The following is a 26,694-nucleotide window of genomic DNA, read 5'->3' on the forward strand; positions in this document are numbered from 1 at the left end:
GGGCGGTGCTGCTGGCCGCCGGGCCCGGGCTCTCCGGGGCGCTGCGCGAGGTGGAGGAGCTCGCCGGCGTCCATCGGGCCGCGGTCTGCCTCCGACCACCGGAGAGCTCGGTGGCGGCGGTGGTCGACGCCCTGGGTGAGACCTCGACGGTGCACTTCGCGTGCCATGCCCGGATGCGAGCCGACAACCCGGTCTTCTCCGGCCTGCGGCTCAGCGACGGCGATCTCACCGTGCAGGAGCTCGAGATGCGAGGCGTCGCGCCGCACCGTGCGGTGCTGGCCGCCTGCGAAGCCGGCGCCGACGTCGCCGTCGCGGGCGGCGGGATGATCGGCTTCGTGAGCGCGCTGATCGCGCGGGGCACGGCCGGGGTGCTGGCCAGCCAGCACCTGGCCCCCGACCACGCCACCGCCTCGCTGATGTCCGTGGTGCACCGCCGACTGGCCGACGGCGCCAGCCTGGCCCAGGCCCTGCACGACGCCCGCCGGACGCTGGACCTGGCCGACCCTGTCGACCTGGTGAACGCCTGCGGCTTCACCGTGTTCGGAGCCGCCTAGGGACTTCGGTGGACATCGGATGTATCACCGGACCAGCCGGTCCCTCTGAACCGTTGAGAGGACCAGAACAGACGCGATCGCCCCCGGGAGGAGGAGGTGCGATGGCTGAGTCGCAAGCCGAGACCGTGGCGGCCCTGGTGGCCGCAGCGAAGGAGGGCGACGAGGGCTCGTGGCGAGCCCTGGTGGACCGCTTCTCCCCGTTGGCGCACGCCGTGGCGAGCTCCTTCGGGCTGAACCGGGCCGACCAGGAGGAGGTCGTGAGCACCATGTGGCTGCGTCTGGTCGAGCACCTCGACCGGCTCCGCGAGCCGCGCGCGCTACCCGGATGGATCAAGTCGACCACCCGCAACGAGGCGCTGAGAGTGCTGGCCCTGCGCAAGCGCTCGTTCGTGCACGACCCGTTCGACGCGGGCGAGGAATGGCTGGTGGAGGGCCCAGCCGACCTCGACGAACGGTTGCTGGACGCCGAGCTGAAGCACGCGCTTCGTGAGGCGCTGGCGTCGCTCGCACCCCGCGAGCGCGCTCTGATGAGGATGTTCCTTGCCGACCCGCCGCTGAGCTATGCGGAGATCGGGCGGCGCACCGGCCTGCCGGTCGGCAGCATCGGACCCACCCGGGGACGATGTCTGTCGAAGCTCAGGCAGTCCGACGCGCTCAGGCCCTTCGACGACACTGGCGACAGCGGAAGGATCTGAGACATGAACACCACGGGCAGGCACCAGCCGGACGACGACGCGTTCCTCGCCGACCTGGGCGAGGCGCTCGATGCTGCTGAGTCGGTGCCCGACTGGGTGCGCGAGACGGGGTACGCCGCCTTCGCGATGCGCCACCTCGACCTCGAGCTCGAGCTGCTCACCCTGGTGCGCGACTCGGCCGTGCAGCCGCCGGTCGGCGTTCGCGCCGCCGAGGGGGAGAGCCCGCGGATCGTGGTCTTCGAGAGCGGCGACCTGACCCTCGAGGTCGAGATCGGCCCGGCCACCCTGATGGGGCACGTGGTGCCTGCCACGACCGACCTGGTCCGGCTCGAGACGCGCGAGGGCGAGACGCAGGAGACCGAGACCGACGACGGTGGTTTCTTCCTGCTCCGCCGCCCGGCCAGCAGCCCGGTGCGGCTCACCCTGCGCGGCACCGACGCCGGGCTGGTGACCGACTGGTTCCCGATCTGAGGAGTGGGTCCGGGCCTACTTCTCGGTCCGCCGCCGGAAGGTGCGGATCGACAGGGGCGCGAAGACCGCGGTGAGCAGGGCGATCCAGAGCAGCGTCGCGACGACCGGGTGCTGGAGCGGGAGTGCCGAGCCGTCGGGGGCCGGCCCGGTGTTGCCCCAGAGCTCCCGGACGGCCTGCACCAGCGAGGAGATCGGGTTCCACTCGGCGAGGGTGCGCAGCACCGGGCTCATGTTCTCGCTCGGGGCGAACGCGTTGGACAGGAAGGTGAGCGGGAAGATGGTGGTGAACATGACCCCCTGCACCGCCTCGACCGAGCGCATCGCCGAGCCCACCAGGATGCCCAGCCAGATCATCGCGAAGCCCCAGAGCAGCAGCAGGGCATAGCCGCCCAGCGCGTCGATGAACGACCCGCGGAGCCGCCAGCCGATGACCAGTCCGGTCAGCGACATCACCACGATGCCGATCGAGGAGTGGATCAGGCTGGACAGGCTGCGGCCCACGAGGATCGAGGAGGTCCGGATCGGGAGTGAGCGCATCCGGTCGACGATGCCCTTGTCGATGTCGGCGGTCAGCCCGACGGCCACCACGAAGGACGCGAAGGCGATCGTCTGCGCCATGATGCCGGCGAGCAGCCACTCGCGGTAGCCGGCCGCGGCGGACACCGCGATCGAGCCACCGAAGACATAGGCGAACAGGGCCACGAACATCACCGGCTGGATGGTGACGTCCATCAGCATCTCGGGCATCCGCTTGATGTGGATCAGGTTGCGCCGGGTGATCGCCAGCGACTGGCGCAGCAGGCTGGTCTGGTGGATGACCGGTCGCTCCAGGTGACCGGTGGTCGTCGCGCGGGTGTCGATGTCGCTGCTCATGCGGAGACCTCCTCGAGGCCGTCGTCGGTCGGCTCCTCGGCCCGATGGCCGGTCAGGTGGAGGAACACGTCGTCGAGGCTGGGCCGCTGCAGGCCGAGGTCGTCGAGCTCGATCTCGCTGCCCTCGAACAGGGCGGCCGCCCGGGTCACGTCGCGCAGCCCCTCGGCGGGCGCGGTCAGGCTGCGGGCGGCGCGGTCGACGTGGACCTCGTCGGAGATCCCGCGCAGCATCCCCTCGGCGGCGTCGAGGTCGTCGGGACGCGACACCGTCACCACCAGCGCGGCCTTGCCGGAGGCGTCCTTGAGCTCCAGCGGCGTGCCCTCGGCGATGATCCGGCCCCGGTCGACCACGACGATGCGGTCGGCGAGCTGGTCGGCCTCCTCGAGGTACTGCGTGGTCAGCAGCAGGGTGGTGCCGTCGCCCACCAGCTCACGCAGCACCTCCCACAGCTCCACCCGGCTGCGCGGGTCGAGCCCGGTGGTCGGCTCGTCGAGGAAGAGCACCGGCGGCGTGGCGACCAGGCTCACCGCGAGGTCGAGGCGCCGGCGCATGCCGCCGGAGTAGGTCTTCACCACCCGGTCGCCGGCGTCGGTGAGCGAGAAGCGCTCGAGCAGGTCGTCGCTCTGCCGCTTGATCGTGGCTCGGTCGAGGCCGTAGAGCGAGCCGATCAGCCGGAGGTTCTCGCGGCCGGTGAGCAGCTCGTCGACCGTGGCGGCCTGGCCGGTCAGCCCCATCGCCCGGCGCACGGCGTCGGGCTCGCGGGCCACGTCGTGGCCGGCCACCCGGCCGGTGCCGCTGGTCGGGCGGGTCAGCGTGGTCATCATCCGGACGGTGGTGGTCTTGCCGGCGCCGTTGGGTCCGAGCATCCCGAGGACGGTCCCGGTCGGCACCGAGAAGCTCACTCCGTCGACGGCGACGGTCTCCCCGAAGTGCTTGACCAGGTCGACGGCCTCGATCGCGGGCGCGCCGGCAGCAGGTGTGGCGGTCATGGCTCGACCGTAGCCCGGGTCGCCGACAGCGCGCTTCTCCATTCCTGCCGGCCGCCGTCGGCAGCGGAGCGGTACGACGGCCGCGTCGCCCGCCGGCGGACCGACCCGGCGAGCCCGCCAGCCTCCTAGGATGCCCCCATGAGGGGCCGCGCCACCTGGACCGTCGTGGGGGTGGGCGCGGCCGTGTTCGCGGTGGTGCTGATCGTGGGCTGGGGAGCCGCGGTCGGCCCCCGGGCCGTCGTACGTCCGACGACGCCGACCACCGCCCCCGTCGTGCAGGACACCAGCCCCTCCTCGTCGGCGTCCCCCCGCCCGAGGGACACCGAGGAGTCGAGCAAGCGCCCGGCCGACGACAACGGGCTGGTCGCCGGATTCGCCCTGGTCGTGGTGGCCCTGATCGCGACGGCGGGGCTCATCGCCGTGCTCGTGGGCTTCGCGGCCCTGAGCACGGTCCGGCACGTGCGCCTCGGGCGGCTCGGCCCGGGCCGCGACGGGGCCGGGTCGGAGCCGACGCCGCCGTCGGGACTCGACGCCGAGGCCGTCGAGTCGTTGACGCGCGCGATGTCCCTCCAGCTCGCCGACCTGCAACGGGGCAGCGTGCGCGACGCGATCACCCGGTGCTGGGTCGCCGTCGAGGAGGAGGCGACGCACTGGGGCGTGGGTCCGCGGCCCACCGACACCTCGACCGAGTTCGCCCTCCGGCTGCTGCGAGGGCTCGGCGCCGACCCCGAGGCCGCCCAGGACCTCGCCGAGCTGTTCCGCGAGGCGCGCTACTCCGACCACGAGATGGGCGAGGACCAGCGCCGGCGGGCGTTGGCGCTGATGACCACGATCCTCGAGAGCGCGCGGGTGTGGGCATGAGGTGGCTGTGGGCAGCCGTGGTCCTCCCACCGGCGGGCCTGGCCGCGCTGTGGCTCGGCGGGCTGGACCCCGACCCCGTCCCGGTCCTGCTGCTGGGGGTGGCCGCCGTGCTCGGCGTGGGTCTGGGTGCCGCGGCGCTCGGCGAGGACCGGCCCGGATGGCCGACGCGGTCGACGGCGCTCCGCAACCACACGCCCGACGACAGGTTCATGCACTACGTGCACCTGCTGGAGGACAACGAGCGTTCCCGCGCCGGGCAGGCCGCGCTGGCCGACCGACTCACCACGCTGCGGCAGACCCGGGCGCGGCTGCGAGGGGTCGACGTCACCGAGCCCGCGCGACAGCGCGGCCGGCTCACCCGGCGCCAGATCGACGACCTGGTGCGCGACATCGAGGAGCTGCGATGAGCGATCGACGGTCCGAGACGGCCGCCGCGGCGGCGACGGCGGCTGCGGTGCTCGACGAGGTGGGCCGGGCCGTGGTCGGCAAGCGCTCGGCGCTGACCGTGGTGCTGGCGAGCATCCTGGCCGGTGGTCACGTGCTCGTCGAGGACCTCCCCGGGCTGGGCAAGACCCTCGCCGCCCGGTCGCTGGCCACCGCCCTCGGTCTCGACTTCGCCCGGGCCCAGTTCACCCCCGACCTGCTGCCCTCGGACCTCACCGGCTCCTTCGTCTATGACCAGCGCGCCGGTGAGTTCGTCTTCCGCCGCGGCCCGGTCTTCACCGGCCTCCTGCTCGCCGACGAGATCAACCGGACGCCCCCGAAGACCCAGGCCGCGCTGCTCGAGGCGATGCAGGAGCGGCAGGTGACCATCGAGGGCGAGACGTTCCCGCTGCAGCCGCCGTTCCACGTCATCGCGACGGCGAACCCCGTCGAGTACGAAGGCACCTACCCGCTCCCCGAGGCGCAGCTCGACCGCTTCCTGACCAGGGTCTCCTTCGGCTACCCCGGCCGCACCGAGGAGTACGACGTGGTGGAGCGGCGCCTCGAACGCCGGCAGGAGCCGGTCGACATCCGCCGGGTGACCGACGCGGCCGGCCTGCTCGAGCTGCAGGCCGTCACCGAGCAGGTGCGCGTCGACGAGAGCGTGCAGCGCTATGCCGTCGATCTCGCGGCCGCCACCCGTGCCCACAGCGACGTGCTGGTCGGCGCGTCCCCGCGCGGCTCGCTCGCCCTGGTCCTCGTCGCCCGCGGGCTGGCGCTGGTGGGCGGCCGGGACTACGTCGTCCCGGAGGACGTGAAGACGCTGGCGCACGCTGTGCTCGACCACCGCCTCACCCTGCGCCCCGAGCTCTGGATGACCGAGGCCAGCAACGCCGGTGTCGTCGCCGCGGTGCTGGCCACGGTCCCGGCCCCGAGCAGCCGGTGACGACGCCCGCCGACCCGTGGGCCTCGGCCGGCTGGCGGCCGTCGCCCGCCCTGGTCCGAGCGCTCCTCTGGGCGGCCGCCGGCCTGGTCGGAGGTGTGGTCTTCGGCGAGCCGGCACTCGTGGTCCTCGGCGCGCCGTTCGCGCTGCACGCGGCCGTGGCCGCGGTACGACGGCCGCGGCGGGCACCGTCGCCTGCGGTGACGTCGTGGGGCCTGCGGGAGCTCGTGGAGGGGCAGGCCCGCACCGCGACCCTCACCCTGACCGACCCGACCGCTCGCGACGAGACCGAACACGTCACCTGGGTGGTCCGGCCGCCCGCGCGGCTGCGGTGTGAGCCCGAGGCGGTGTCGGGCGTCGGCGACGCCGCGGTGTCGCTCCGGGTGGAGGCGCTCCGGTGGGGCCCGGCCGAGCTGGACCGGCAGGCCTACCAGCTGCACAGCGCGTGGGGCGGGTTCGTCGCCGGCCCCACCCCGCTGCCGCCGGTGACCCGGCGCGTGCTCCCCGCCGTCGAGTCCTACGACGCCTCGGCGCCGTTGCCGCACCCCCTCGGGCTGGTCGGTGTCCACGGGTCCCGTCGTGAGGGCCGGGGGCTGGAGTACCTCCACACCCGCCCGTTCGTTCCCGGCGACCGGCTCCGCCGGGTCAACTGGCGGGTCTCCACGAGGACCCCGACGCTGCAGGTGGACACCACCCGCACCGAGGACGACGCCAGCCTGCTCCTGGTGGTCGACCTGACCTCCGACATCGGCGACCCCCAGGCCGGACCGACCAGCGCGGACCGGGCCGTCCGGGCCGCCGTGACGCTCGCCCGGCACCATCTCGTCCAGGGCGACCGCGTCGGCCTGCAGGTGCTCAGCGCCACGAGTGCGATGGTGCGGCCCGGTGCCGGGCGTCGGCACCTGCGTCGGATCCAGGCGGTGCTCGCGGGCACCATCGCCGGGGCTGGCGACACCCAGGCCGCGCTGACGCGCCTGACCGTCGCCCCCGGCACCACCATGGTGCTGTTCTCGCCGCTGCTGAGCGCCCGGGTGGTCGACGCCCTGGGCCGGTTGCGGCGGCGCGGTCAGGTGCTGGTGGTCGTCGACACCCTTCCTCCCGGCGTACGGCCGGCGATCGAGAAGCACACCGACCCGGAGCTGGCCTCGCTGGCCTGGCGGATGCGGGCACTGGACCGGGAGGAGGTCGTGCTGACGCTGCAGCGGGCGGGCGCACCGGTGATCCCGTGGGTCGGCCCCCGTTCGCTCGACCAGGTGCTGCGCCGGCTCACCCGGGTGGATCGGCGACCCGCATGACCGCCCGAGCGGTCTGCACCCTGGGCCTGCTGGTCGCGGCCGTGAGCGCCGGTCCGTCGCCGCGGACCATGGTGCTGATGGCGGTGCTCGCCGCCGCGGCCGGCTGGTGGGCCGAGGGGCAGCTGCCGCTGGCCGCCGGGCTGGTCGTCATCCTGGTGTGGGCCGAGCACGCGACCGGGACCTCCGCCCCGCGGCTCCTGGTGGCGGTCATCGGACTCGTCGTGGCGCATGTCGCGGCACACCTGGCGTCGTCGGGTCCGGCGGACCTGAGCCCTGACCCGACCCTCGCGCGCCGCTGGCTGACCCGAGGAGTCGTCATGGCCGGGCTCGCATCGCTGGTCTGGGCGGTCCTGGAGCCGGCGGCGGGATGGCGACCGACCTGGGCCTGGCCGGCCGGCCTCGCCACGGCCGTGGCGGTGCTGCTGGCCGGGCTGCTGGTCCTGCGGTCCCGGGGCACGCAGCCGGGCCCGAGCTCGAGCGACGCGTAGCAGCGCGCCGGAGAAGCGACATGGCCCGGGGCCAAGCAAGCGGGCCCAGGCCCCGGGCCATGTCCACCGCCAGACCCCCCCACATAGCTCCGGCGGATCGTCGTGACCAGCATCCGTCGCGACGCCGGTCACGACATGACCCATCTGGGCCATTGGGCGGCACGCGTCGGCGCGCTAGCGACCCGGGCCGGGAGGTATCCGGAGCGCCGCATCGTGCTCTACATGCGTGGCCGGACTGCTTCGGCCGCTCCTCGCAGCTCCTCCGTCCTGGCCGCGTCCTGCCGACGCCGCCCCCTCACTCCCAGGAGAACGGATGCTCCTCCCGCGGGCGCTCGGCGCCACCACCCTCGCCCTGGTCGCCGTCGGGGTCGTCCCCCCGGCGCACGCCGCCTCCGTCACCTGCGACGGCCTGGTCGCGACCATCGTCGGCACCCAGGGCTCCGATCGGCTCGTGGGCACCTCCGGCCGCGACGTGATCGCGGGCCTCGCCGGCAACGACTCGATCGACGGCCGCGGCGGCAACGACATCATCTGCGGCGGGCCCGGAGGCGACCGGCTCGTCGGCGGCCCGGGCAACGACCGGCTCCTCTCCGGGCCTCCCGCGGGCAACGGGGGTGACCACTTCGGGCCGCAGGACACCCTGGTCGGCGGTCCCGGCGACGACACCCTGGTCGCGGCGGGACCGCGGCCACGCAAGAACGCCGTCGTGCTGAGCTACGTCGGCGCTCCCCGAGGAGTGACCGTGGACCTCGGAGCGGGGACGGCCAGCGGCTGGGGCAGTGACACGATCCTGGCCCGCACCTGGGTCGAGGTCGTCGGCAGCTCTCATGACGATGTGCTGACCGGCAGCGCGCGTGCCGACTGGCTCGAGGGTAGAGCCGGCGACGACACGATCAGCGGCCTTGCCGGCGACGACAGACTCGATGACGGCGCCGGTGACGACACCGTGTCCGGTGGGCCGGGCGACGACGACATCATGGTCGCCTTCGGGCACGACACCGCCCACGGCAACGGCGGCAACGACTCGATCTTCGGTTTCGACTGGAAGGCCGACCACGTCTTCGGCGACGCCGGCGACGACGTGATCGACGAGACCGTCCCCGTGTCCGCCGACCAGGAGATCTCCGGGGGATCGGGCAGCGACCGGGCCTTCCTCCGCTGGCGACGGCTGGTGTCGGGCAAGCCGGCGTTCACGAAGGTCGCCACCGACATGCCGGCCGGCACGTGGACGTTCACCGACCAGTCGGTCTCCTTCCCACTCACCGGCCTGGAACGTCTCGAGGTCGACGGCAAGGGTCGCTGGACCGCGATCGGGACCGACGGCGACGACGTCTACGTGACCGGGTGGCTGACCAAGCTGGTGGCGTCGATGGGCGATGGCGACGACCGGGTCACCGGGTCCAGCAAGGCCGACGACCTCGACGGCGGAGCCGGCACCGACACGGTCAAGCCCTTCGGCGGCCACGACGTCTGCGTCGGGTTCGAGAGGTTCCCGCTCGGATCGTGTGAGGAGACCGGCTGACGGTCACAACCGGACGGCGGCACCGAGCGTCACAAGGGCGGAACCCCGTGACCTCCTGGAGAAGCCGATGCGTCCTCGAACCGCTGTGTTCGCCCTCGCCCTGGTTGCCGCCGCCTCGGCGCTGACCGCACCCGCGGCGTACGCCGCCGCTCCCCGCTGCGGCGGTCAGGTCGCCACGATCGTCGGGGCGTCCGGTCGCGACACGATCGTCGGGACCGACGGCGCTGACGTGATCGTCGGTCTGGGCGGCAACGACACCATCGACGGCGGCGACGGCGACGACCTGATCTGCGGCGGTGACGGCGGCGACCTGCTGCGCGGCGGTGCGGGGGCCGACCGGCTCTACAGCGGCGGTGCGGACCCCGGAGGACGCAACCGGGCCAGCGTCCCCGACGTGCTGCTCGGCGGCGCCGGTGACGACCGCCTGGTGGCGCAGGTGGCCGGGCGGGCGGACCCCGTGGTGCTGAGCTGGGCCGACGCTCCCCAGGGCGTCTCCGTGCGGCTCGGCCGGGGGCTCGCGACCGGCTGGGGCTACGACACCCTGGTGCTGCATGCGCCGGTGGCGGTCGTCGGGAGCGACTTCGGCGATCGGCTCCGGGGACTGAGGAGCAGCGACGACCTGGACGGCGGCGGTGGCGACGACCACCTGTGGGGCGGCGGAGGCGACGACTGGCTGACCGGCGGGCCGGGGGACGACACGCTGCGCGGCGGCCCGGGTCGCGACCGGCTGCTCGGCAGGGACGGCAGCGACCGGATGATCGGCGGCAAGGGGGGTGACCTGCTCTCCGGCGAGGACCTGCTGCCCGACCGGATGGACGGCGGACCGGGCAACGACTACCTCGCCGACACCGTCATCGTCTCGGCGGAGCAGGCCTTCGTCGGCGGGCCCGGTCACGACTGGGCGACCCTGGACGTGCGGGTGACGCAGGACGGCACGGTCGTGCGGGCGCCGATGACGACGGACCTGACGGCCGGGACCCTCACGTTCCCCACGGCCGGCGTGACCATCCCGTTCTCGAGCCTGGCCGAGGTGGCCGTCCGCGGCCGGGTCGACTGGACGGCGCTCGGAACCCCCGGCCCGGACGTCTATCGGGCCAGCAGCGGCGCGGCGATCTTCGCCGTGATGGGCGCCGGCGACGACGAGGTCCGCTCCTCCGGTCGCGACGACCGCGTCGACGGTGGGCCCGGCATCGACACCGCCCGCACCGGCGGCGGCACCGACACCTGCGTGCGGGTCGAGCGGCTCCCTGCCGACGACTGCGAGCACGTGAGCTGACGCTGCTTCGACAGCCCTCCCGCGGGCGCCGTACTGTTGACCCTCGTGGCAGGCCCCGACTTCGACGCAGAGATCAAGCAGCTCCAGGCGACCATGCACACCATCGAGCAGGTCCTCGACCTCGACGCGATGCGTGCCGAGATCGCCGCCCTCGGTGAGGAGGTCGCGGCGCCGGACCTCTGGGACGACCAGGCCAACGCGCAGCGGGTGACCAGCCGGCTCTCCGCGCTCAACGCCGAGGTCGACCGCTTCACCGAGCTCCACGGCCGGGTGGAGGACCTGGGCGTGCTCGTCGAGCTGGCCCGCGAGGAGGGCGACGCCGACTCGCTCGCGGAGGCAGAGACCGAGCTCGGCAAGGTCACCAAGGCCGTCGAGGCCCTCGAGGTGCGCACGCTGCTCTCCGGGGAGTACGACGCCCGCGAGGCGCTGGTGACGATCCGCTCCGGCGCCGGTGGCGTCGACGCGGCCGACTTCGCCGAGATGCTGATGCGGATGTACACCCGCTGGGCCGAGGCCCACAAGTACCCCGTGGAGGTCTTCGACACCTCCTACGCCGAGGAGGCGGGGCTGAAGTCGGCGACGTTCGCCGTGCACGCGCCGTACGCCTACGGCACCCTCTCGGTCGAGGCCGGCACCCACCGGCTGGTGCGGATCAGCCCCTTCGACAACCAGGGCCGCCGGCAGACGTCGTTCGCCGCCGTCGAGGTGGTGCCGGTGCTCGAGCAGACCGACGAGATCGAGGTGCCCGAGGAGGAGGTGAAGGTCGACGTCTACCGCTCCTCGGGGCCCGGCGGACAGTCGGTCAACACCACCGACTCCGCCGTCCGGCTGACCCACATCCCGACCGGCGTCGTCGTCAGCTGCCAGAACGAGAAGTCGCAGCTGCAGAACAAGGCGGCCGCGATGATCGTGCTCAAGGCCAAGCTGCTCGCGATGAAGAAGGCCGAGGAGGAGGCGCACCTGCGCGAGCTCAAGGGCGACGTCGCCGCCGCCTGGGGCGACCAGATGCGCTCCTACGTGCTGAACCCCTACCAGATGGTCAAGGACCTCCGCACCGGCCACGAGACCGGCAACCCGCAGGCGGTCTTCGACGGCGACCTCGACGACTTCATCGAGGCGGGCATCCGCTGGCGCCGCGGCGCCGAGCGCGCCGCGGAGAACTAGGCGCTCGCCATGGCCGGACCAGCCACCGTCGACGACTACCTCGCGGGGTTCGACGGCGACACCCGCGCCCGGCTCGACCAGATGCGGGCGGCGATCCGCGCGGCCGCGCCCGACGCGGTCGAGTCGATCGCCTACGGCATGCCCGCCTACAAGCTGGACAAGAAGCCGCTGGTCTACTTCGCCGGGTACGCCGGCCACGTCGGCTTCTACGCCACCCCCAACGGCCACGAGGCCTTCGCCGAGGAGTTCTCCGCCTTCAAGCAGGGCAAGGGCTCGGTGCAGTTCCCGCACACTGCCCCGCTGCCACTCGACCTGGTCCGCCGGGTCGTGGAGTTCCGGATCGGCGCGATCCGCGGCTGAGTCGCCCGGGTTGTGTGTCTGAGCCGTCGTCGTCCCCGCGGGGCGGGACACACGACCCCGGCCGGCGGCGCTGTGGCAGGGCGTCTCGGTCAGCCGGCGGCCGGCTCGGCCTCGACCGCGGCCACCACCGCCGTGCACCAGCGCCCGGCCCGGTCCACCAGGTCGTCCTCGGCCACCTTCTTGGCCCGCACCGAGCAGGTCAGCCAGGCGTCGCCGAACAGCCCCGAGAACGTCACCGTGGCCGGCGCCGCAGCGGTCTTCGTGCCGCGATCGACGCACCAGCTCGCGGTCGACGGCTTGCCCAGAGCGGGCGCGTCGGCGAGCGCGCGGCAGCCCTTCGGGACGGCGCCGGCGATCATCGTTCGCGCCTGCGGCCGGGTCACCGGCGGCGCGAACACCCAGGCCCGGGCCTCGGCCTTGGCCGCCCCCTTGAACACGCAGCCGTACTCATGGGCGACGTCCTTCAGGTGCGGGCCGAGCTTGACCCGGTCACCCGGTGCGTACGCCGACTCCGACCGGGCATCGCCGTCCAGGGCGCGGGTCACCGCCGCGCCGTCGACCGCCTCGCAGAACGGTGCCCGGGCGATCGCGAGGTGCACCGTGTCGACCTCGGCCAGCGGCGTACCCCGGTCGGGCGTCGGCCGGGGCTCCGGAGCGTCGTCGCTCCCCGAGCAGGCGCTCAGCGCCCCGCCGGTGAGGGCCGCCGCCAGCAGCCACGACGCGGCGCGACGGACCGACCGATCGCGGATGCCCCTGTGCACCGCCCCCACGGTAGTCGCGCGGCTGCGGTGCGTCCGCGCGACCCGCGAAGACGCCCGGCGGGCCGCCTCCCGTGGTCACCTGGTCGCCTCGGCTACCCTCGGCGAAGTGATCCGCTTCGAAAAGGTCACCAAGACCTACCCCGGCCAGAGCCACGCTGCCCTCGACAACGTCACCGTCGATGTCGAGAAGGGCGAGTTCGTCTTCTTGGTCGGCACCTCCGGCTCCGGCAAGTCGACCTTCCTCCGCCTGGTGCTGCGCGAGGCGCGGCCCACCTCCGGGCGGGTCTATGTCGCCGGCAAGGAGATCAACCGGCTGGCGGGCTGGAAGGTCCCGCGGCTGCGCCGGCAGATCGGCACCGTCTTCCAGGACTTCCGGCTGCTGCCCAACAAGACCGTTGCCGAGAACGTCGCCTTCGCCCTCCAGGTGATCGGCAAGTCCCGCTCCCACATCAACGCCACCGTCCCCGAGACGCTGGAGCTGGTCGGCCTCGCCGGCAAGGAGCAGCGGATGCCCGACGAGCTGTCCGGCGGTGAGCAGCAGCGGGTCGCGATCGCCCGGGCCTTCGTCAACCGGCCGATGATCCTGATCGCCGACGAGCCCACCGGCAACCTCGACCCGTCCACCTCGGTCGGGATCATGAAGCTGCTCGACCGGATCAACCGCACCGGCACGACCGTCGTGATGGCCACCCACGACCACGGCATCGTCGACCAGATGCGCAAGCGTGTCATCGAGCTCGAGGCCGGTCACGTCGTGCGCGACCAGTCCCAGGGCGTCTACGGCTTCCAGCACTGACCGCCGGCCGCGTCCGTCGGCCACCGTCCCTCACCTCACCCGAAGAGAGACCAGTCCTCCATGCGCTACACCTTCACCGAGCTGGGCCAGGGCCTGCGCCGCAACCTGTCCATGCACGTCGCGGTGGTGCTGACCCTGTTCGTCTCGCTGACCATGGTCGGCATGGGCCTGCTGCTCAACGCGCAGCGGGTCACCACGACCGAGGCGATCGGCTCCGAGCTCGAGATCACGGTCTGGCTGTGCCGGACCAACGACGACAACCCGGCGTGCTCGAGCGAGGCCACCAAGGCGCAGAAGGACGCGATCCTCCAGGTGGTCGACGAGAACCCCGAGGTCGCGTCGTACCGCATCGAGACCAAGGAGCAGGCCTTCGAGAAGGTCAAGGAGCAGTACGGCGCCGACCAGTTCGAGGGCCCCAACCCGATCATCACCGCCGACGCGCTGCCCGAGTCGATCTGGATCACCCTCAAGAACGCCAAGCAGTTCGAGGGCATCACCAGCGCCGTCAGCGGCCTCGACGGGGTCAGCAAGATCACCGACCAACGAGAGCTGGTCGGCAAGATCTTCCGGGTCCTCGACGTGCTCAAGTGGAGCTCGCTGGGGGTCGCGGCCGCGCTCATCGTGACCGCGCTGCTGCTGGTCGGCAACACCATCCGGCTGGCCGCCATGGCGAGACGCCGAGAGATCGGCATCATGCGGCTGGTCGGCGCCTCCAACTTCTACATCCTGCTGCCGTTCCTGTTCGAGGCACTGGTCACCGCGGCCATCGGTGCGGCCCTGACGGCGGGGGCGCTGGCGGCGTTCATGCACTTCGGGGTGACGGAGGGGATCGACAAGCAGCTGGCGTTCCTGGAGTGGATCGGATGGCCGGAGTACCGCACCGCGGTGTTCTGGACCTCGCTGCTCGCTCCCGCCCTCACCGTGCTTCCGACACTCGTGCTGACCCGCAAATACCTCAAGGTGTGATCGCCAGCGGTTAGCCTCGGGTCGTTCACTTCCCCGAACACCCGAAGGCAGACCGGTGCGTTCCTTCCCCCGTACCCTCAGCCGACGCGCGCCCGCAGCGGGCAGCGCGCGGCGCCGCCACGTCGCGGCCGCCCTCGTCGTCGCGCTGCTGACCGCGGGGTTGACCTCCGCGATCGCCGCTCCCGACGCCCGGGCCGACGACCTGAAGGACAAGAAGTCGCAGGTCGACAAGCAGGTCAAGGCTGCCCACAGCGACGTGGAGGAGTCCAGCGCCAGGGCGACGCGCACCGCCAAGGCTCTCGAGGCCGCGCAGGCCCGCCTCCAGACGGCCCGCGGCAACCTGGCCAGCGCCCGCGCCGCGCTCACCGTCGCGAAGGTGCGCGACCAGGAGATGCAGCGGAAGCTCGACGAGGCGGTCGCCCGGCTCGAGCGGGCCCGGGCCGACCTCGCCCGGGGTGAGCAGGACGTCGTCGACCAGCGCGACGACGTGCAGTCGATGATCGTCGACTTCTACACCGGCGGCGACCCCCGCCTGAACGCCCTGTCCGGGATCCTCAGGTCCCAGACGCCCTCGGAGCTGGTGGCGACGCTCGAGGCCCAGGACGTGATGGTCTCGACCCAGGACGACGAGTACGACCAGCTGCGCGCCACCGAGGTGCTGCTCGCGGTCCGCGCCCAGGAGGTGCGCGACGCGAAGCAGGAGACCGCGGAGCGGCGCCGTGAGGCGGCGGCTCAGCTGAAGGAGACGCAGGCGGCCGAGGAGAAGGCCCAGCAGGCCGAGCAGGCGGTCGAGCAGAGTGTGGCCGACAGCCGGGCCGCACGCTCCTCCGCCCTGGCGGCGCGCCGTGCCGACCTGGCCAAGCTGCGCCAGCTGGAGCGTGAGCAGCAGCGCATCGAGGAGCTGCTGGCCCGACGCGCCGCTGCGGCCAAGAACCCCAGCGGTCCCACCGGCGGCTACCTCAGCTATCCCACGTCCGGCCCGGTGACGTCGCCGTTCGGCTACCGGATCCACCCGATCTACCACTACTGGGGACTCCACGACGGCGTCGACCTGGCGCCGGGCTGCGGCGCGCCGATGCGGGCCGCGGCCCCCGGCAAGGTGATCTCGTCGTACTGGAGCTCGGTCTACGGCAACCGTCTGGTCATCGACCACGGGCTGGTGCACGGCGTCGGGCTGGCCACGATCTACAACCACGCGACGAGCTACACCGTGTCCGTCGGCCAGCAGGTGCAGCGCGGTCAGGTGATCGGGTACGTCGGCTCGACCGGCTGGTCGACCGGCTGCCACCTGCACTTCACGGTGATGGTCAACGGCAAGGCCGTGGACCCGATGAACTGGCTGTAGCCCCCGGGTCGCTCGGGGTCGGCGACCGCCGCCCGAAACCCCGTTGAGCCGGGCTGAGAGAATCGCCCCCATGGCCAGGGAGCAGGGGCGCAAGCTCGTCGCGCAGAACAAGAAGGCGCGCCACGACTATCACATCGAGGACACCTGGGAGGCCGGGCTGGTCCTCCAGGGCACCGAGGTGAAGTCGTTGCGCGCCGGCCGCGCGTCCCTGGTCGACGGGTTCGCCGAGATCGACGACCACGAGGTCTGGCTGCTGGGCGTCCACATCCCGGAGTACTCCCAGGGCACCTGGACCAACCACGCCGCCCGCCGCAAGCGCAAGCTGCTGCTCAACCGCTCGGAGATCACCAAGATCGAGCGCAAGATCAGCGACAAGGGCTACACCCTCGTGCCGCTGCAGCTCTACTTCAAGGACGGTCGGGCCAAGGTCGAGATCGCCCTGGCTCGCGGCAAGAAGTCGTTCGACAAGCGGCACAGCATCGCCGAGCGGCAGGCCAACCGTGAGAAGGAGCAGGCGCTGGGACGCCGGCTCAAGGGTATGGACTGAGGGGCGGACCAGGTGGGAGGCGCCCACGCGCACGGCCGCGACCATGACCTGAGCGCGGCCGACCCCGGGCCGGTGGTGCGGCTGGTCCTGGTCGCGGTGATGGTCGCGATCGCGCTGGCCGCGCTCGTCGGCCTCTGGCGGCTGTGGCCCGACGGCGACAAGGTCGGCTCGGTGCCCTACTACGCCGACGGCGTCAGCGTCACCGACGCCACGGTCACCAAGGTGGGCGAGCCGTGCCCGGTGGTCATCGTGGACCCCGACCAGCTCACGGCTCCGGAGGTGGAGCGCCCGAAGGGCTGCGACGAGCTCCGGGTTCAGCCGACCTCGGGTCCCGAGGCGGGCACCCAGGTGACCGTGCAGGCGACCCCCGACGCCTCCAGGTCCGGCCTCGAGCCCGGCGACACCGTCCGGGTGTTCCGGATCCCGGGCGGCGAGGAGGCGTCCTACGCCTATGCGGGGGTGGTCCGCCACCAGCCGCTGCTGCTGCTCGCCCTGGTCGCGGCCGCGGTGATCCTGCTGGTGGCGCGGCTGCGCGGGCTGCTCGCGATGGTGGGGCTCGGGTTCGCGGCCGCGATCGGCTGGTGGTTCATGCTGCCGGCGCTGCTCGAGGGCGAGGCCGGGCTGTGGGTGGCCCTGACGGCGGCCTCGGTGATCCTCTACGTCGTCCTCTACCTCACCCACGGCGTCAGCCTGCGCACCAGCGTCGCCCTCGCCGGCACGCTGCTCGGCGTGGCCGTGACGGCGCTGGTGGGTGGCTGGGGCGTCGGCTCTGCGCGGCTCTCCGGGCTCGGTGGTGAGGCGGGCGACGCCCTGCTGCTCCAGGCCGGCGACCTGCCGTTCCGCGACCTGCTGCTCGCCGCGGTGGTCATCGCCGGCATCGGCGTGCTCAACGACGTCACGATCACCCAGGCGTCGGCCGTGTGGGAGCTGCGGGCGGCCGGCCCGGCCGCGTCGCGGCTCGAGCTGTTCCGCAGCGGCATGCGGATCGGCCGCGACCACATCGCCTCCACGATCTACACCATCGTCTTCGCCTACGCCGGCACCTCGCTGGCGTTGCTCGCCCTGGTCTCGCTCTACGACCGGCCGCTCGCCGACCTGCTGCTCGACGAGGGCGTTGCGGAGGAGGTGGTCCGCACCCTCGCCTCGACGATCGGCCTGGTGCTTGCCGTCCCGATCACCACGCTGCTGGCGGTGCTGGTGGCGCGCGGCCCGGCGTCGGAGCACCGGCATGTCCACGAGGCCGCGGAGACCTCGGCATGACCCTGCTCTGGCAGCGGCTGGACCTGCCGGGGGTCTTCGACGTGCACACCCACTTCCTGCCCCCGCGGGTGATGGCCAAGGTGCGTGCCCAGTTCGACTCCGCCGGACCGCTGATCGGGCGACCCTGGCCGATCCACTACCGCGCCGACGACGAGGCCCTCGTGGGCACGCTGCGGGAGCTGGGCGTGCGCCGGTTCACCGCCCTGCCCTACGCCCACAGGGCCGGCATGGCGGAGTGGCTCAACGACTGGGCGGCCGGCTTCGCCGACCGGGTGCCCGAGGCGCTGGTCTCCGCGACGCTCTATCCCGAGCCGGGCGTGGGTGACTACGTCGCCGCCCGGGTCGCCGGCGGGCTCGACGTCGTCAAGGTGCACGTCCAGGTCGGCGGCTTCGACGTGCGGGAGCCGGTGCTCGACGACGCCTGGGGAGTCCTCGCGGAGGCGGGCACCCCGGTGGTCGTCCATGCCGGTTCGGGGCCGGTGGCCACGGCCCACACCGGGCCGGCGCCGGTCGCCGAGCTGCTCGATCGGCACCCGCGCCTGCGGCTGGTGGTGGCGCACGCCGGCGCCCCCGAGTACGCCGACTTCCTGGCGCTCGCGGAGCGGCACGAGCGGGTGTGCCTGGACACCACGATGGCCTTCACCGACTTCTTCGAGCGGATCGGGTCGGCGTACCCTGCCGCGCTGCTGCCCCGGCTGCACGACCTGGGTCTGGCCGGCAAGGTGCTGCTCGGCTCGGACTTCCCGAACATCCCCTATCCCTACGAGCACCAGCTCGAGGCACTGGAGCGGCTCGGTCTCGGCGACGACTGGCTGCGGGCGGTGCTGTGGCGCAACGCGGTCGCGATCTGGGGCGAGCCGCCCGCGGCGTCGGAATAGCGCTCGGTCGGAGACCGTTGACCCGGGTAGACTGACCACACAACTCAAGAGGGGCTGATCGGTTTCGACTGGGGACGTTAGTTCCAGGAGAAGCGGGTCGAGGAGCCAGCGACATCTCGTTAACGACCGCTGGAAACCACAAGTGCCAACGCTAAGCGCACTGACTTCGCTCTCGCCGCCTGATTGCGGTGATCGAAGGGTCTGACCGGGCATCTGTCTCCGTCCCGGACCCAGGCCTCATCTAGGGGACTCGCTGGTCACTCCCTGCCGTAGGGGATGACCGGGACTCTTTCTGCGGCTGATCCCGTCGGCGACGTGTCAGTGCGAGCGCCGGGGATGAGAACACGTCACCACTGACTGCACCCGGAGAAGACCTGGTTCGACGCTCGAGGACGCGGGTTCGATTCCCGCCAGCTCCACGATGATGACGAGGGCCGCTGCCGGCAGGCAGCGGCCCTCGTCGCGCTCCCGGGTCTAGGGTCGGTCCATGGTCGACGGCTGCCTGTTCTGCTCGATCGCGGCGGGGGAGACCCCGGCCGAGGTGGTGCTCGAGACGCCCGACTTCGTGGGCTTCCTCGACGTCCGTCCGGTGTTCAAGGGCCACACGCTGCTGGTCCCGCGGGAGCACGTGGTGACCCTGCCCGAGCTGCCCGCCGACCTGCGCGACGGCTTCGTCGAGCAGCAGCAGCGGCTGGCTGCGGCCATGCTCGACGGGCTGGGTGCGCAGGGGTCGTTCGTGGCGATGAACAACACCGTGTCGCAGTCGGTGCCACACCTGCACTGCCATGTGGTGCCGCGCACCAAGGGCGACGGTCTGCGCGGCTTCTTCTGGCCGCGCACGAAGTACGCCGACCACGAGGCGCCGGCGTACGCCCAGCGGCTGCGGGACGCACTCGCCTGAGCGGCCGGAGACCGCGCGCCCGCCGTGGCACGATGCGCCCCATGACTCCTGCGCACGACCCGGGCCGGGTGCTCGGCTCCGCCCTGCTCACCGCCGCGCTCGACCACCAGCCGCTGCCGGCCGAGGAGGTGCTGGCCGGCTCGCCCACCGCCGCCGTCCGACCGCTGGCCGAGCTCGGCGACGTCGAGGTCGGTGTCTGGGAGATGAGCGAGGGGAGCGCCCGCGACACCGAGGCCGACGAGGTGTTCGTGGTGCTGAGCGGCGCCGGCGAGGTGCGTTTCGAGGACGGCACGAGCGTCGCGCTCACGCCGGGCGTGGCCGTCCGACTGCACGCCGGCGAGCGCACCGAGTGGACGGTGACCACGCCGCTGCGCAAGATCTACGTCGCCGGCTGAGCGGCGAGGGCCCGCCGGCGTCGTCCCGCCGCCCGTGGACGGCATCTGGACCACGTCGGCAGTTTGCTGGCAAGGTGGACGGACCCTGGGGTCACGGGGGCGACCGGGCGCCCGACCGACGCGTCACGGTGTCGGCTCCAGCGCCCCGGGCCAAGCCAACCCCACGGGCGCGCCTGCCGCGTTCGGCTTGGCCCGGGGTTCACACTGGTCTCGCGCTGCGGCCACGGGCCGTCCGCGCGCCCGCAGGACCGGGCCGCCGCTCACACGACGGTCGCCCCGACCCAGAACGGAGCGACCGTGCGACGCCTCAGCCTCACCGCTGTCGTCCCCCTGGTGCTGACCGGCACCCTGTTGGCCGGCTGTGGGGGCGACGACCAGCCCTCAGCCGACCCGTCGGACGTCTCACCCAGCGTCACCCCCGGCGAGACGCTGACCGCGACCTGGCCCCTGACGGGCCTCGAGGCGACCGGTGACGACGACGTCGAGCAGCCCTATCCCGTGATCGTCACCAAGATCGACAACACCACCTCGGCGGCCCCCCAGGTCGGCCTCGGCTCCGCCGACATGGTGGTGGAGGAGCTGGTCGAGGGCGGTCTGACCCGGCTGGCCGTCTTCTACTACTCCCAGCTGCCCGACCAGGTCGGGCCGGTCCGCTCGATGCGGGCCAGCGACGTCGGCATCGTCTCGCCGGTCGACGCCTCCATCGTCACCTCGGGCGCCGCGGCCGTCACCAAGAACAAGATCAGCGGCGCCGGCATCGACTTCTACGAAGAAGGCGCAGCCGGCATCTCCCGCGCGAGTGACCGCTCGGCGCCCTACAACGTGATGGCCGACCTGACGACGATCGCCAAGACCGCGGCCGTGCCCCCTGCCCGCCCGGCCGACTATCTCCCCTGGGGCAGCGCCGACGACCTGCCGCGGGGCAAGGCCGCCACGACGATCGACGTGAGCTTCTCCGGCGGGCACTCCACCGCCTGGACCTACCGCAACGGGGGGTACGTCAACACCAACACCAACGCGGCGGCCGACGACCAGTTCCCGGCCGACACGGTGCTGGTGCTGCGGGTGCAGGTGGGCGACGCGGGCTACCGCGACCCGGCCGGCAACCCGGTCCCCGAGTCGAAGTTCGTCGGGCAGGGCCCGGCGATGCTGTTCCACGGTGGTCGCCTGGTGCGGGGCACCTGGAGCAAGTCCGCGCTCGACGCGCCCGTCCAGCTCTCCACCCAGGCCGGCGACCTGCCCGTCCCGGCCGGCCACACCTGGATCGAGCTGGTCCCGGCAGCGGGCGGCGACCCGCGGTTCTCCAACGGCAGCGTCACCTTCCGCTGAGCCCGGGCGAGGGGCCTGCCAGGTCCGCCTCACCCCCACCGGTCTACTGTCGCGCCCGCCCGTTGGGCATCATGGCGGTATGACGGCCGCTGAGCGGGGGACCCTGGCGGCGGGGATGCTGCTGCTGGCCACGCCCGCCCTGGTCGACCCCAACTTCACCGACACCGTCGTCCTGCTGCTCGACGTCGACGGCGACGGCGCCCTCGGCGTGGTGCTCAACAGGCCGAGCGGGGTGCCGGTGACCGCCGTGCTCGACGCGTGGAGCGAGGTGGTCGACGAACCCGAGGTGCTCTTCCAAGGCGGCCCGGTGAGCACCCAGGGTGCGCTGGCGGTCGGCCTGCTCCGCGACGCGGACGCCGAGCCGGTGGGCTTCCGGCCGGTGCACGGGCGCCTCGGCATCGTCGACCTGGACACCCCGGTCGAGCTGGTCGACGGCTCGCTGGCGGGACTGCGCATCTTCGCCGGGTACGCCGGCTGGGGCGAGGGCCAGCTCGAGGCGGAGGTCGAGGAGGGCAGCTGGTACGTCGTCGCGGCCCAGGCCCCCGACGTCTTCCGACTGGACCCCTCCGACCTGCGGCGCGACGTGCTCCGCCGCCAGCCGGGCCAGCTGGCCTGGCACTCCACGCGGCCCGCCGACCCCGAGCTCAACTGACCCGCGCCGTTGGTCCGGGCGCCCCGCGGAAGCGTCTAGACTCGACCCTCGTGAGCAACCCGACGATCGGCTTCACGCCCGGCACCGACACCCTCGAGGACCGCCGGACGCTGCCGACCGAGGACGGCGACCACGAGCGGTTCAGCCACTACGTCCCCAAGGACAAGCTCACCGAGGCGATGGTGATGGGCACCCCGGTGATCGCGCTGTGCGGCAAGGTCTGGGTGCCGAGCCGCGCCCCGGAGAAGTTCCCGGTGTGTCCGGAGTGCAAGGAGATCTGGGAGTCGCTCAAGCCGGGCGGCGACGGCGACGGTGGGGGCTCCGACGCCTGATGCCCTCCCCGACGACCCGGTCGCCGGGTGGCTCTGCCGCGCGCGCGGCCTCGCCCGAGCCACGCTCGCTGCGACCCTGGCAGGTCCAGGCCCTGCAGGAGTACGCCGCCCGGCAGCCCCGCGACTTCCTGGCCGTCGCGACGCCCGGTGCCGGCAAGACCACCTTCGCGCTCGCGCTGGCCGCCGACCTGCTCGGGCGGCGGGTCGTCGAGCGGGTCACCGTGGTCGCGCCCACCGAGCATCTGAAGGTCCAGTGGGCCGAGGCCGCCGCCCGGGCCGGCATCCCCCTCGACCCGGCGTACTCCGCAGGCAAGGGCAAGACCTCCTCCGACTTCGTCGGCATCGCGGTCACCTACGCCGGCGTGGCCGTCAACCCGCTCGCGCTGCGGATCCGCACCGAGCGGTTCAAGACGCTGGTCATCCTCGACGAGGTGCACCACGCGGGCGACGCGCTGTCGTGGGGCGAGGGGGTGCTCGAGGCGTTCGGCCCGGCCACCCGCCGGCTGGCGCTCACCGGAACGCCGTTCCGCTCCGACGTCAACCCGATCCCGTTCGTGACCTACGCACCCGGCCCCGACGGCATCCCTCGCTCGGTGTCGGACTTCAGCTACGGCTACGGCCAGGCGCTCGCCGACCAGGTGGTCCGCCCGGTGATGTTCCTCGCCTACTCCGGTGAGATGCAGTGGCGCACCCGCGCCGGCGACGAGGTCGCGGCACGGCTCGGCGAGCCGCTCACCAAGGACCTGCACGCGCAGGCGCTCCGGACCGCGCTCGACCCGCAGGGGTCCTGGGTCCCGGCGGTGCTGACAGCGGCCGACCGTCGTCTCTCCGAGGTACGCCGGCACGTCCCCGACGCCGGCGGGCTGGTCATCGCGACCGACCAGGACTCCGCGCGCGCCTACGCCACCCTGCTGAAGAAGATCTCCGGGGAGAAGGCCACGGTCGTGCTCTCCGACGAGCGCGGCGCCTCGCGCAAGATCGCCGGGTTCGCGGAGGGTGAGTCCCGCTGGATGGTCGCGGTGCGGATGGTGTCCGAAGGTGTCGACGTGCCCCGTCTCGCGGTCGGCGTCTATGCCACCACCACGGCGACCCCGCTGTTCTTCGCCCAGGCGGTGGGCCGGTTCGTCCGGGCCCGGCGGCGCGGCGAGACCGCCTCGGTGTTCCTGCCGTCGGTCACGACCCTGCTGTCCTTCGCCGTCGACATGGAGGTGGAGCGCGACCACGCGCTGGGCCGACGGGTGGCCGACGAGGACGACCTGTTCGCCGCCGAGCAGGACCTGCTGGCGCGTGCCGAGGCGGGCGACGCCGGCCCCGACGACGAGGGGTCTGCCTTCGAGGCCCTCGGGTCGCAGGCGAGGTTCGACCACGTGCTCTACGACGGGGCCGCCTTCGGGCACGAGGGCGAGGTGCACGTCGGCTCGGAGGAGGAGATGGACTTCCTCGGGATCCCCGGCCTGCTCGAGCCCGAGCAGGTCCGCGAGCTGCTCAGCCACCGGCAGCGGGCCCGGCGCCGCGACGAGCTCGTCGCCCGGGAGGCCGACGCCCTCACCGAGGTCGCCACCCACGAGCAGCTCGCCGTGCTCCGTCGCGAGCTCAACGGCCTGGTGGCCGCCTGGCACCACCGCACCGGCCAGGCGCACGGCCTCACCCATGCGGCCCTCCGCAAGGAGTGCGGCGGCCCCCCGGCCGCGGTCGCCAACGCCGCCCAGCTCACCGCCCGGATCGACCGGCTGCGCGAGTGGGCGACCCGCCAGACCTCCTGAGGCGACTCGAGGTCACCAGGCGGGCCGCCTCCGGCGGAGCACGATCATCACGATGCCGAGGAGCACGGCGGCGCCCGCCGCGTAGCCGCCGTAGCGGGCGATGGCCACCATCTGGCCCACGTCGCCCTCCCAGCGCATGGTGGCCAGGGGCACGCGGTCGGAGCAGGTGATCTTGGCCCGCCCGTCCTCGACGGGGTCGAAGTAGCCGATCGGGTAGTAGACCTGCCCGTCGAACCGCACCGGATGGTTCTCGCGGACCCCGTGGCTGAGTGCGACCTTGCTGCCGTCGGGCAGCCGCACGGTGCAGGAGGCGGGCCGCTGCGGCGAGACCACGATGTAGTCGCTGTCGCCGCGCACCGGGAACGCCTTGCCCCGGCCGTGGGCGGTCACGCCCTCCGCGGCGCCCGACAGGGCCGGGCCGATGACCAGGAAGAGCGCGACGAGATAGGCCGCCGGGCCGGCCAGCAGCACCAGGACCCCCAGCCACAGGGGCGGCCCCCTGCGGCCGGCCCGTCGTGGCGGCGGAGCGGCGTACGCCGGGGGGACGGCGTAGGCATGTGGTCCGGCGGACGCCGGGTCGCCCGAGAAGCTCATTCCCCGGAGTATCCCCGGGCCGCGGGACCGTGTCCGGCGATCCGCAGGATCGCGCCCGATCGGGCAGGATGACGCCCATGCCGACCTACGTCGCGTTCCTGCGGGCCATCAACCTCGGGGCCACCCGCAAGTTCCCCAAGGACGCCATCAAGGCCGCGGCGGAAGCCGCCGGTTGCACCGACGTGGAGACCTACATCAACACCGGCAACCTGCGGGTGACCACCGGCAGGCGCTCGCACCGGACGGTGGAGCAGGCCCTGGAGGGAGCGTTCCTGGCCGACCGCGGCTTCGAGGTGCCGACGATCGCGTTCACACCGGCCGAGCTCAGGGGGATCGTGGCCGACGCCGACGAGTTCGAGGCCGACGTCCGCGGCGCGCGGCAGTACGTCTCGTTGCTCAAGGAGGCGCCGGCGAAGGCGGCTGCGGACCGACTCGGCTCGCACGCCGCCGAGGGTGAGCACGTCCGGGTGCGTGGCCGGGCCGTGCACATGATCCTCGAGCAGGAGAGCTATCAGCAGGCCACGCTCACCAACGACCTCGTCGAGCGTCGAGCCGGGGTGGCCACCAACCGCAACATCCGGGTTCTCCGGGAGCTCGCCGCGCGCTGGTGCTGAACGGCGACCCGGGTGCTGCGGAGGTTCGCCGCCCCGCGGCGCGGGGCGCGTGACAGCATCGGAGCATGAGCCAGATGCAGGCGGGGTGGTACCCCGATCCCATGTCGAGCGGGACCAGCGTGGTGCGCTACTGGGACGGCACCCGGTGGACCCAGCACGTGCAGGCCGCCCCCGAGCAGCCCGCGGCTCCGCCGACGGGGTCGACCGACCAGCAGACCGCGCCGTACGGCGTCGCACCGACGGCGCCGGAGCCGACCGCACCGGGGTCGTCGAGCCCGCCGACCCAGCCGCCCCCGGCGGCGTACCCGTTCGGCACCGACCCGCATGCCGGCCCGCCCCCGGTCGCCCCGGGCCAGCCGCCGGTCGGCGGCTACCCCCCACAGCCCTACCCCGGTCAGCCGTACGCCGGCCAGCCCTACCCCGGCTCGCCGTACCCGCCCGCGCCCTACCCGGGGGCGCCGCCCTTCGGCACACCGTGGGCCAACCCGCGCGACTTCACCCCCGACGGGGAGCGGCTCTCGGGGTGGTGGCGCCGGTTCGGCGCCTACGTCATCGACGGGCTGATCACCGGGCTGCTCGGCTTCCTCATCGGGATGCCCTGGTGGCGCCGCATCGTCTCGGCCTACATCGAGTTCATCAACGCGTCGATCGACGCCGCCGAGCAGGGCGGCCAGGCCCCCGACCCGCAGTCGTTCGCCGACCAGGTCCGGCCCGAGCTGTCCGTGGTCGTCGTGATCGCGATCGTGATCGGGTTCGTCTACCACGTCGGGTTTCTGCGCTGGCGGGCCGCCACCCCCGGCAAGATGGCGCTCGGCCTGAAGGTGCGGCTGCGAGACGCGCCCGGACCCCTGTCGTGGAGCACCGTGCTGATGCGCTGGCTGGGCCAGAACATCGCGTCGCTGTTCTCGCTGATCCCGCTCGTCGGGTCGCTCGCGGCGCTCTACACGCCGCTGGACGGCCTCTGGCCGCTGTGGGACCCGCACCGGCAGGCGATCCACGACAAGATCGCGAAGACCAACGTGGTCCGCACGCGCTGAGGCGCGCGGTCAGCTGAGCTCGACGCCGGCCTCGGCCATCTCGGCGAGCGCGGCCGACGTCGTCTCGGGCGCGACGCCCGCGCACATCCGGGTCAGCAGCCGGGTCGAGAAGCCCTCCCGGGCGGCGTCGAGCGCGGTGGCGCGGACGCAGTAGTCGGTGGCGATCCCGCACACGTCGACCTCGGTCACCTGGTGCGCCCGCAGCCAGTCGGCCAGCCCGGACCCCGACTGCTCCCGACCCTCGAAACCGGAGTAGGCCGCCTCGTGGTCGCCCTTGAGGAAGATCGCGTCGAACGGCTGCGGGTCGAGGTTGGGGTGGAACGCCTCCCCGTCGGTGCCGACCCGGCAGTGCACCGGCCAGGAGTCGACGAAGTCGGGTTCTCGCGACCAGTGCTCGCCCGGGTCGATGTGGTGGTCCTTGGTCGCCACCACGTAGGCGTACGGCGGCGCGTCGGGGCCGCCCGCGGACCAGCGGTGCAGCAGGGTCCCGACCTCGTGGGCGACCTGTGCCCCACCCGTCACCGGCAGCGACCCGCCCTCACAGAAGTCGTTCTGGACGTCGACCACGATCAACGCGCGCTTCATGACCCGAGCCTATTGCCTCCCCGGG

Annotated in this window: 31 protein-coding genes and 1 other RNA gene; 27 read left to right on the forward strand and 5 right to left on the reverse strand. The window is 73.0% G+C overall.

The window, feature by feature from the left end:
* The 3 genes from R2740_RS13435 to R2740_RS13445 all read left to right on the forward strand — a co-directional run.
* Positions 1-554: CHAT domain-containing protein (locus tag R2740_RS13435; protein ID WP_371303203.1), on the forward strand; the 554-nt coding region annotated here is incomplete at its 5' end.
* A gap of 101 nt (positions 555-655) precedes the next feature.
* Entirely contained in the window at positions 656-1,249 is a 594-nt protein-coding gene (locus tag R2740_RS13440) for an RNA polymerase sigma factor (protein WP_371303204.1), read from the forward strand.
* A 3-nt stretch (positions 1,250-1,252) separates the two neighbouring features.
* Complete coding sequence (locus R2740_RS13445; RefSeq protein WP_371303205.1) at positions 1,253-1,720, forward strand: hypothetical protein; 468 nt, start codon at positions 1,253-1,255, stop codon at positions 1,718-1,720.
* Between the two features lie 15 nt (positions 1,721-1,735).
* On the opposite strand, the gene R2740_RS13450 is transcribed toward R2740_RS13445, so the two are convergent.
* Both R2740_RS13450 and R2740_RS13455 read right to left on the reverse strand, forming a co-directional pair.
* Positions 1,736-2,593, reverse strand: coding sequence for an ABC transporter permease (locus tag R2740_RS13450; RefSeq protein WP_371303206.1), 858 nt, complete (start codon positions 2,591-2,593; stop codon positions 1,736-1,738).
* A complete protein-coding gene (locus R2740_RS13455) occupies positions 2,590-3,582 on the reverse strand; it encodes an ATP-binding cassette domain-containing protein (protein ID WP_371303207.1) in 993 nt (330 codons plus the stop codon). Before R2740_RS13455 ends, R2740_RS13450 begins: the two co-directional genes overlap by 4 nt.
* A gap of 138 nt (positions 3,583-3,720) precedes the next feature.
* On the opposite strand from R2740_RS13455, the gene R2740_RS13460 reads away from it, so the two are divergent.
* From R2740_RS13460 to R2740_RS13500, 9 genes are all read left to right on the forward strand, one after another.
* Entirely contained in the window at positions 3,721-4,443 is a 723-nt protein-coding gene (locus R2740_RS13460) for a DUF4129 domain-containing protein (RefSeq protein ID WP_371303208.1), read from the forward strand.
* A complete protein-coding gene (locus R2740_RS13465; RefSeq protein ID WP_371303209.1) occupies positions 4,440-4,850 on the forward strand; it encodes a hypothetical protein in 411 nt (136 codons plus the stop codon). Before R2740_RS13460 ends, R2740_RS13465 begins: the two co-directional genes overlap by 4 nt.
* Positions 4,847-5,812 carry an AAA family ATPase gene (locus R2740_RS13470; protein WP_371303210.1) on the forward strand — a complete coding sequence of 322 codons (966 nt, stop codon included), beginning with the start codon at positions 4,847-4,849 and terminating at the stop codon, positions 5,810-5,812. The genes R2740_RS13465 and R2740_RS13470 overlap by 4 nt, the downstream gene beginning before the upstream one ends.
* The gene (locus tag R2740_RS13475) at positions 5,809-7,104 is read left to right on the forward strand and encodes a DUF58 domain-containing protein (protein ID WP_371303211.1); all 1,296 of its coding nucleotides are present in this window, start codon (positions 5,809-5,811) and stop codon (positions 7,102-7,104) included. The genes R2740_RS13470 and R2740_RS13475 overlap by 4 nt, the downstream gene beginning before the upstream one ends.
* On the forward strand, positions 7,101-7,592 hold the full coding sequence (locus R2740_RS13480) for a hypothetical protein (protein ID WP_371303212.1): 492 nt from the start codon (positions 7,101-7,103) through the stop codon (positions 7,590-7,592). The genes R2740_RS13475 and R2740_RS13480 overlap by 4 nt, the downstream gene beginning before the upstream one ends.
* A 313-nt stretch (positions 7,593-7,905) precedes the next feature.
* Complete coding sequence (locus R2740_RS13485; protein ID WP_371303213.1) at positions 7,906-9,114, forward strand: calcium-binding protein; 1,209 nt, start codon at positions 7,906-7,908, stop codon at positions 9,112-9,114.
* Positions 9,115-9,181: 67 nt separating this feature from the next.
* Entirely contained in the window at positions 9,182-10,390 is a 1,209-nt protein-coding gene (locus R2740_RS13490) for a hypothetical protein (protein ID WP_371303214.1), read from the forward strand.
* A gap of 45 nt (positions 10,391-10,435) precedes the next feature.
* Positions 10,436-11,554, forward strand: coding sequence for a peptide chain release factor 2 (gene prfB, locus R2740_RS13495; protein WP_371303215.1), 1,119 nt, complete (start codon positions 10,436-10,438; stop codon positions 11,552-11,554).
* 9 nt (positions 11,555-11,563) lie between these two features.
* Entirely contained in the window at positions 11,564-11,914 is a 351-nt protein-coding gene (locus tag R2740_RS13500; RefSeq protein WP_371303216.1) for an iron chaperone, read from the forward strand.
* Positions 11,915-12,003: 89 nt separating this feature from the next.
* On the opposite strand, the gene R2740_RS13505 is transcribed toward R2740_RS13500, so the two are convergent.
* Positions 12,004-12,675: a hypothetical protein gene (locus R2740_RS13505; RefSeq protein WP_371303217.1), complete on the reverse strand. Its 672-nt coding sequence runs from the start codon at positions 12,673-12,675 to the stop codon at positions 12,004-12,006.
* 106 nt (positions 12,676-12,781) lie between these two features.
* Between R2740_RS13505 and ftsE the strand changes: the two genes are divergently transcribed.
* The 13 genes from ftsE to R2740_RS13570 all read left to right on the forward strand — a co-directional run bounded on the left by ftsE (position 12,782) and on the right by R2740_RS13570 (position 23,839).
* Complete coding sequence (gene ftsE / locus R2740_RS13510) at positions 12,782-13,471, forward strand: cell division ATP-binding protein FtsE (protein WP_371303218.1); 690 nt, start codon at positions 12,782-12,784, stop codon at positions 13,469-13,471.
* Between the two features lie 60 nt (positions 13,472-13,531).
* Positions 13,532-14,437, forward strand: coding sequence for a permease-like cell division protein FtsX (gene ftsX, locus R2740_RS13515; RefSeq protein ID WP_371303219.1), 906 nt, complete (start codon positions 13,532-13,534; stop codon positions 14,435-14,437).
* A 55-nt stretch (positions 14,438-14,492) separates the two neighbouring features.
* Positions 14,493-15,782, forward strand: coding sequence for a peptidoglycan DD-metalloendopeptidase family protein (locus R2740_RS13520; RefSeq protein ID WP_371303220.1), 1,290 nt, complete (start codon positions 14,493-14,495; stop codon positions 15,780-15,782).
* 70 nt (positions 15,783-15,852) lie between these two features.
* A complete protein-coding gene (smpB, locus tag R2740_RS13525; protein ID WP_371303221.1) occupies positions 15,853-16,329 on the forward strand; it encodes an SsrA-binding protein SmpB in 477 nt (158 codons plus the stop codon).
* A gap of 12 nt (positions 16,330-16,341) precedes the next feature.
* Entirely contained in the window at positions 16,342-17,589 is a 1,248-nt protein-coding gene (locus R2740_RS13530; protein WP_371303222.1) for a YibE/F family protein, read from the forward strand.
* Complete coding sequence (locus R2740_RS13535) at positions 17,586-18,467, forward strand: amidohydrolase family protein (RefSeq protein ID WP_371303223.1); 882 nt, start codon at positions 17,586-17,588, stop codon at positions 18,465-18,467. The genes R2740_RS13530 and R2740_RS13535 overlap by 4 nt, the downstream gene beginning before the upstream one ends.
* Positions 18,468-18,517: 50 nt before the next feature.
* Positions 18,518-18,889: a transfer-messenger RNA gene (ssrA, locus tag R2740_RS13540) on the forward strand.
* Between the two features lie 65 nt (positions 18,890-18,954).
* Positions 18,955-19,368, forward strand: coding sequence for an HIT family protein (locus tag R2740_RS13545; RefSeq protein ID WP_371303224.1), 414 nt, complete (start codon positions 18,955-18,957; stop codon positions 19,366-19,368).
* A gap of 41 nt (positions 19,369-19,409) precedes the next feature.
* Positions 19,410-19,763 carry a cupin domain-containing protein gene (locus tag R2740_RS13550; RefSeq protein WP_371303225.1) on the forward strand — a complete coding sequence of 118 codons (354 nt, stop codon included), beginning with the start codon at positions 19,410-19,412 and terminating at the stop codon, positions 19,761-19,763.
* 297 nt (positions 19,764-20,060) lie between these two features.
* The gene (locus tag R2740_RS13555) at positions 20,061-21,092 is read left to right on the forward strand and encodes a DUF3048 domain-containing protein (RefSeq protein WP_371303226.1); all 1,032 of its coding nucleotides are present in this window, start codon (positions 20,061-20,063) and stop codon (positions 21,090-21,092) included.
* Between the two features lie 79 nt (positions 21,093-21,171).
* Positions 21,172-21,744: a YqgE/AlgH family protein gene (locus R2740_RS13560; protein WP_371303227.1), complete on the forward strand. Its 573-nt coding sequence runs from the start codon at positions 21,172-21,174 to the stop codon at positions 21,742-21,744.
* Between the two features lie 50 nt (positions 21,745-21,794).
* On the forward strand, positions 21,795-22,076 hold the full coding sequence (locus R2740_RS13565) for a DUF3039 domain-containing protein (protein WP_371303228.1): 282 nt from the start codon (positions 21,795-21,797) through the stop codon (positions 22,074-22,076).
* On the forward strand, positions 22,076-23,839 hold the full coding sequence (locus R2740_RS13570) for a DEAD/DEAH box helicase (protein WP_371303229.1): 1,764 nt from the start codon (positions 22,076-22,078) through the stop codon (positions 23,837-23,839). Before R2740_RS13565 ends, R2740_RS13570 begins: the two co-directional genes overlap by 1 nt.
* Before the next feature lie 12 nt (positions 23,840-23,851).
* Here R2740_RS13570 and R2740_RS13575 read toward each other — a convergent pair whose 3' ends face one another.
* Positions 23,852-24,433, reverse strand: a complete 582-nt coding sequence (locus R2740_RS13575; RefSeq protein ID WP_371303230.1) for a hypothetical protein — start codon at positions 24,431-24,433, stop codon at positions 23,852-23,854.
* A gap of 77 nt (positions 24,434-24,510) precedes the next feature.
* Here R2740_RS13575 and R2740_RS13580 point away from each other — a divergent pair, with 77 nt between their 5' ends.
* Positions 24,511-25,047: a DUF1697 domain-containing protein gene (locus R2740_RS13580; protein WP_371303231.1), complete on the forward strand. Its 537-nt coding sequence runs from the start codon at positions 24,511-24,513 to the stop codon at positions 25,045-25,047.
* A gap of 65 nt (positions 25,048-25,112) precedes the next feature.
* Positions 25,113-26,084 carry an RDD family protein gene (locus R2740_RS13585; RefSeq protein WP_371303232.1) on the forward strand — a complete coding sequence of 324 codons (972 nt, stop codon included), beginning with the start codon at positions 25,113-25,115 and terminating at the stop codon, positions 26,082-26,084.
* Between the two features lie 9 nt (positions 26,085-26,093).
* Here the strand turns inward: R2740_RS13585 and R2740_RS13590 are convergent, their stop codons facing one another.
* Positions 26,094-26,669, reverse strand: a complete 576-nt coding sequence (locus tag R2740_RS13590) for a nicotinamidase (protein ID WP_371303233.1) — start codon at positions 26,667-26,669, stop codon at positions 26,094-26,096.
* Between the last annotated feature and the right edge of the window lie 25 nt (positions 26,670-26,694).

Source organism: Nocardioides sp. (assembly GCF_041393715.1).
Classification (GTDB): domain Bacteria; phylum Actinomycetota; class Actinomycetes; order Propionibacteriales; family Nocardioidaceae; genus Nocardioides.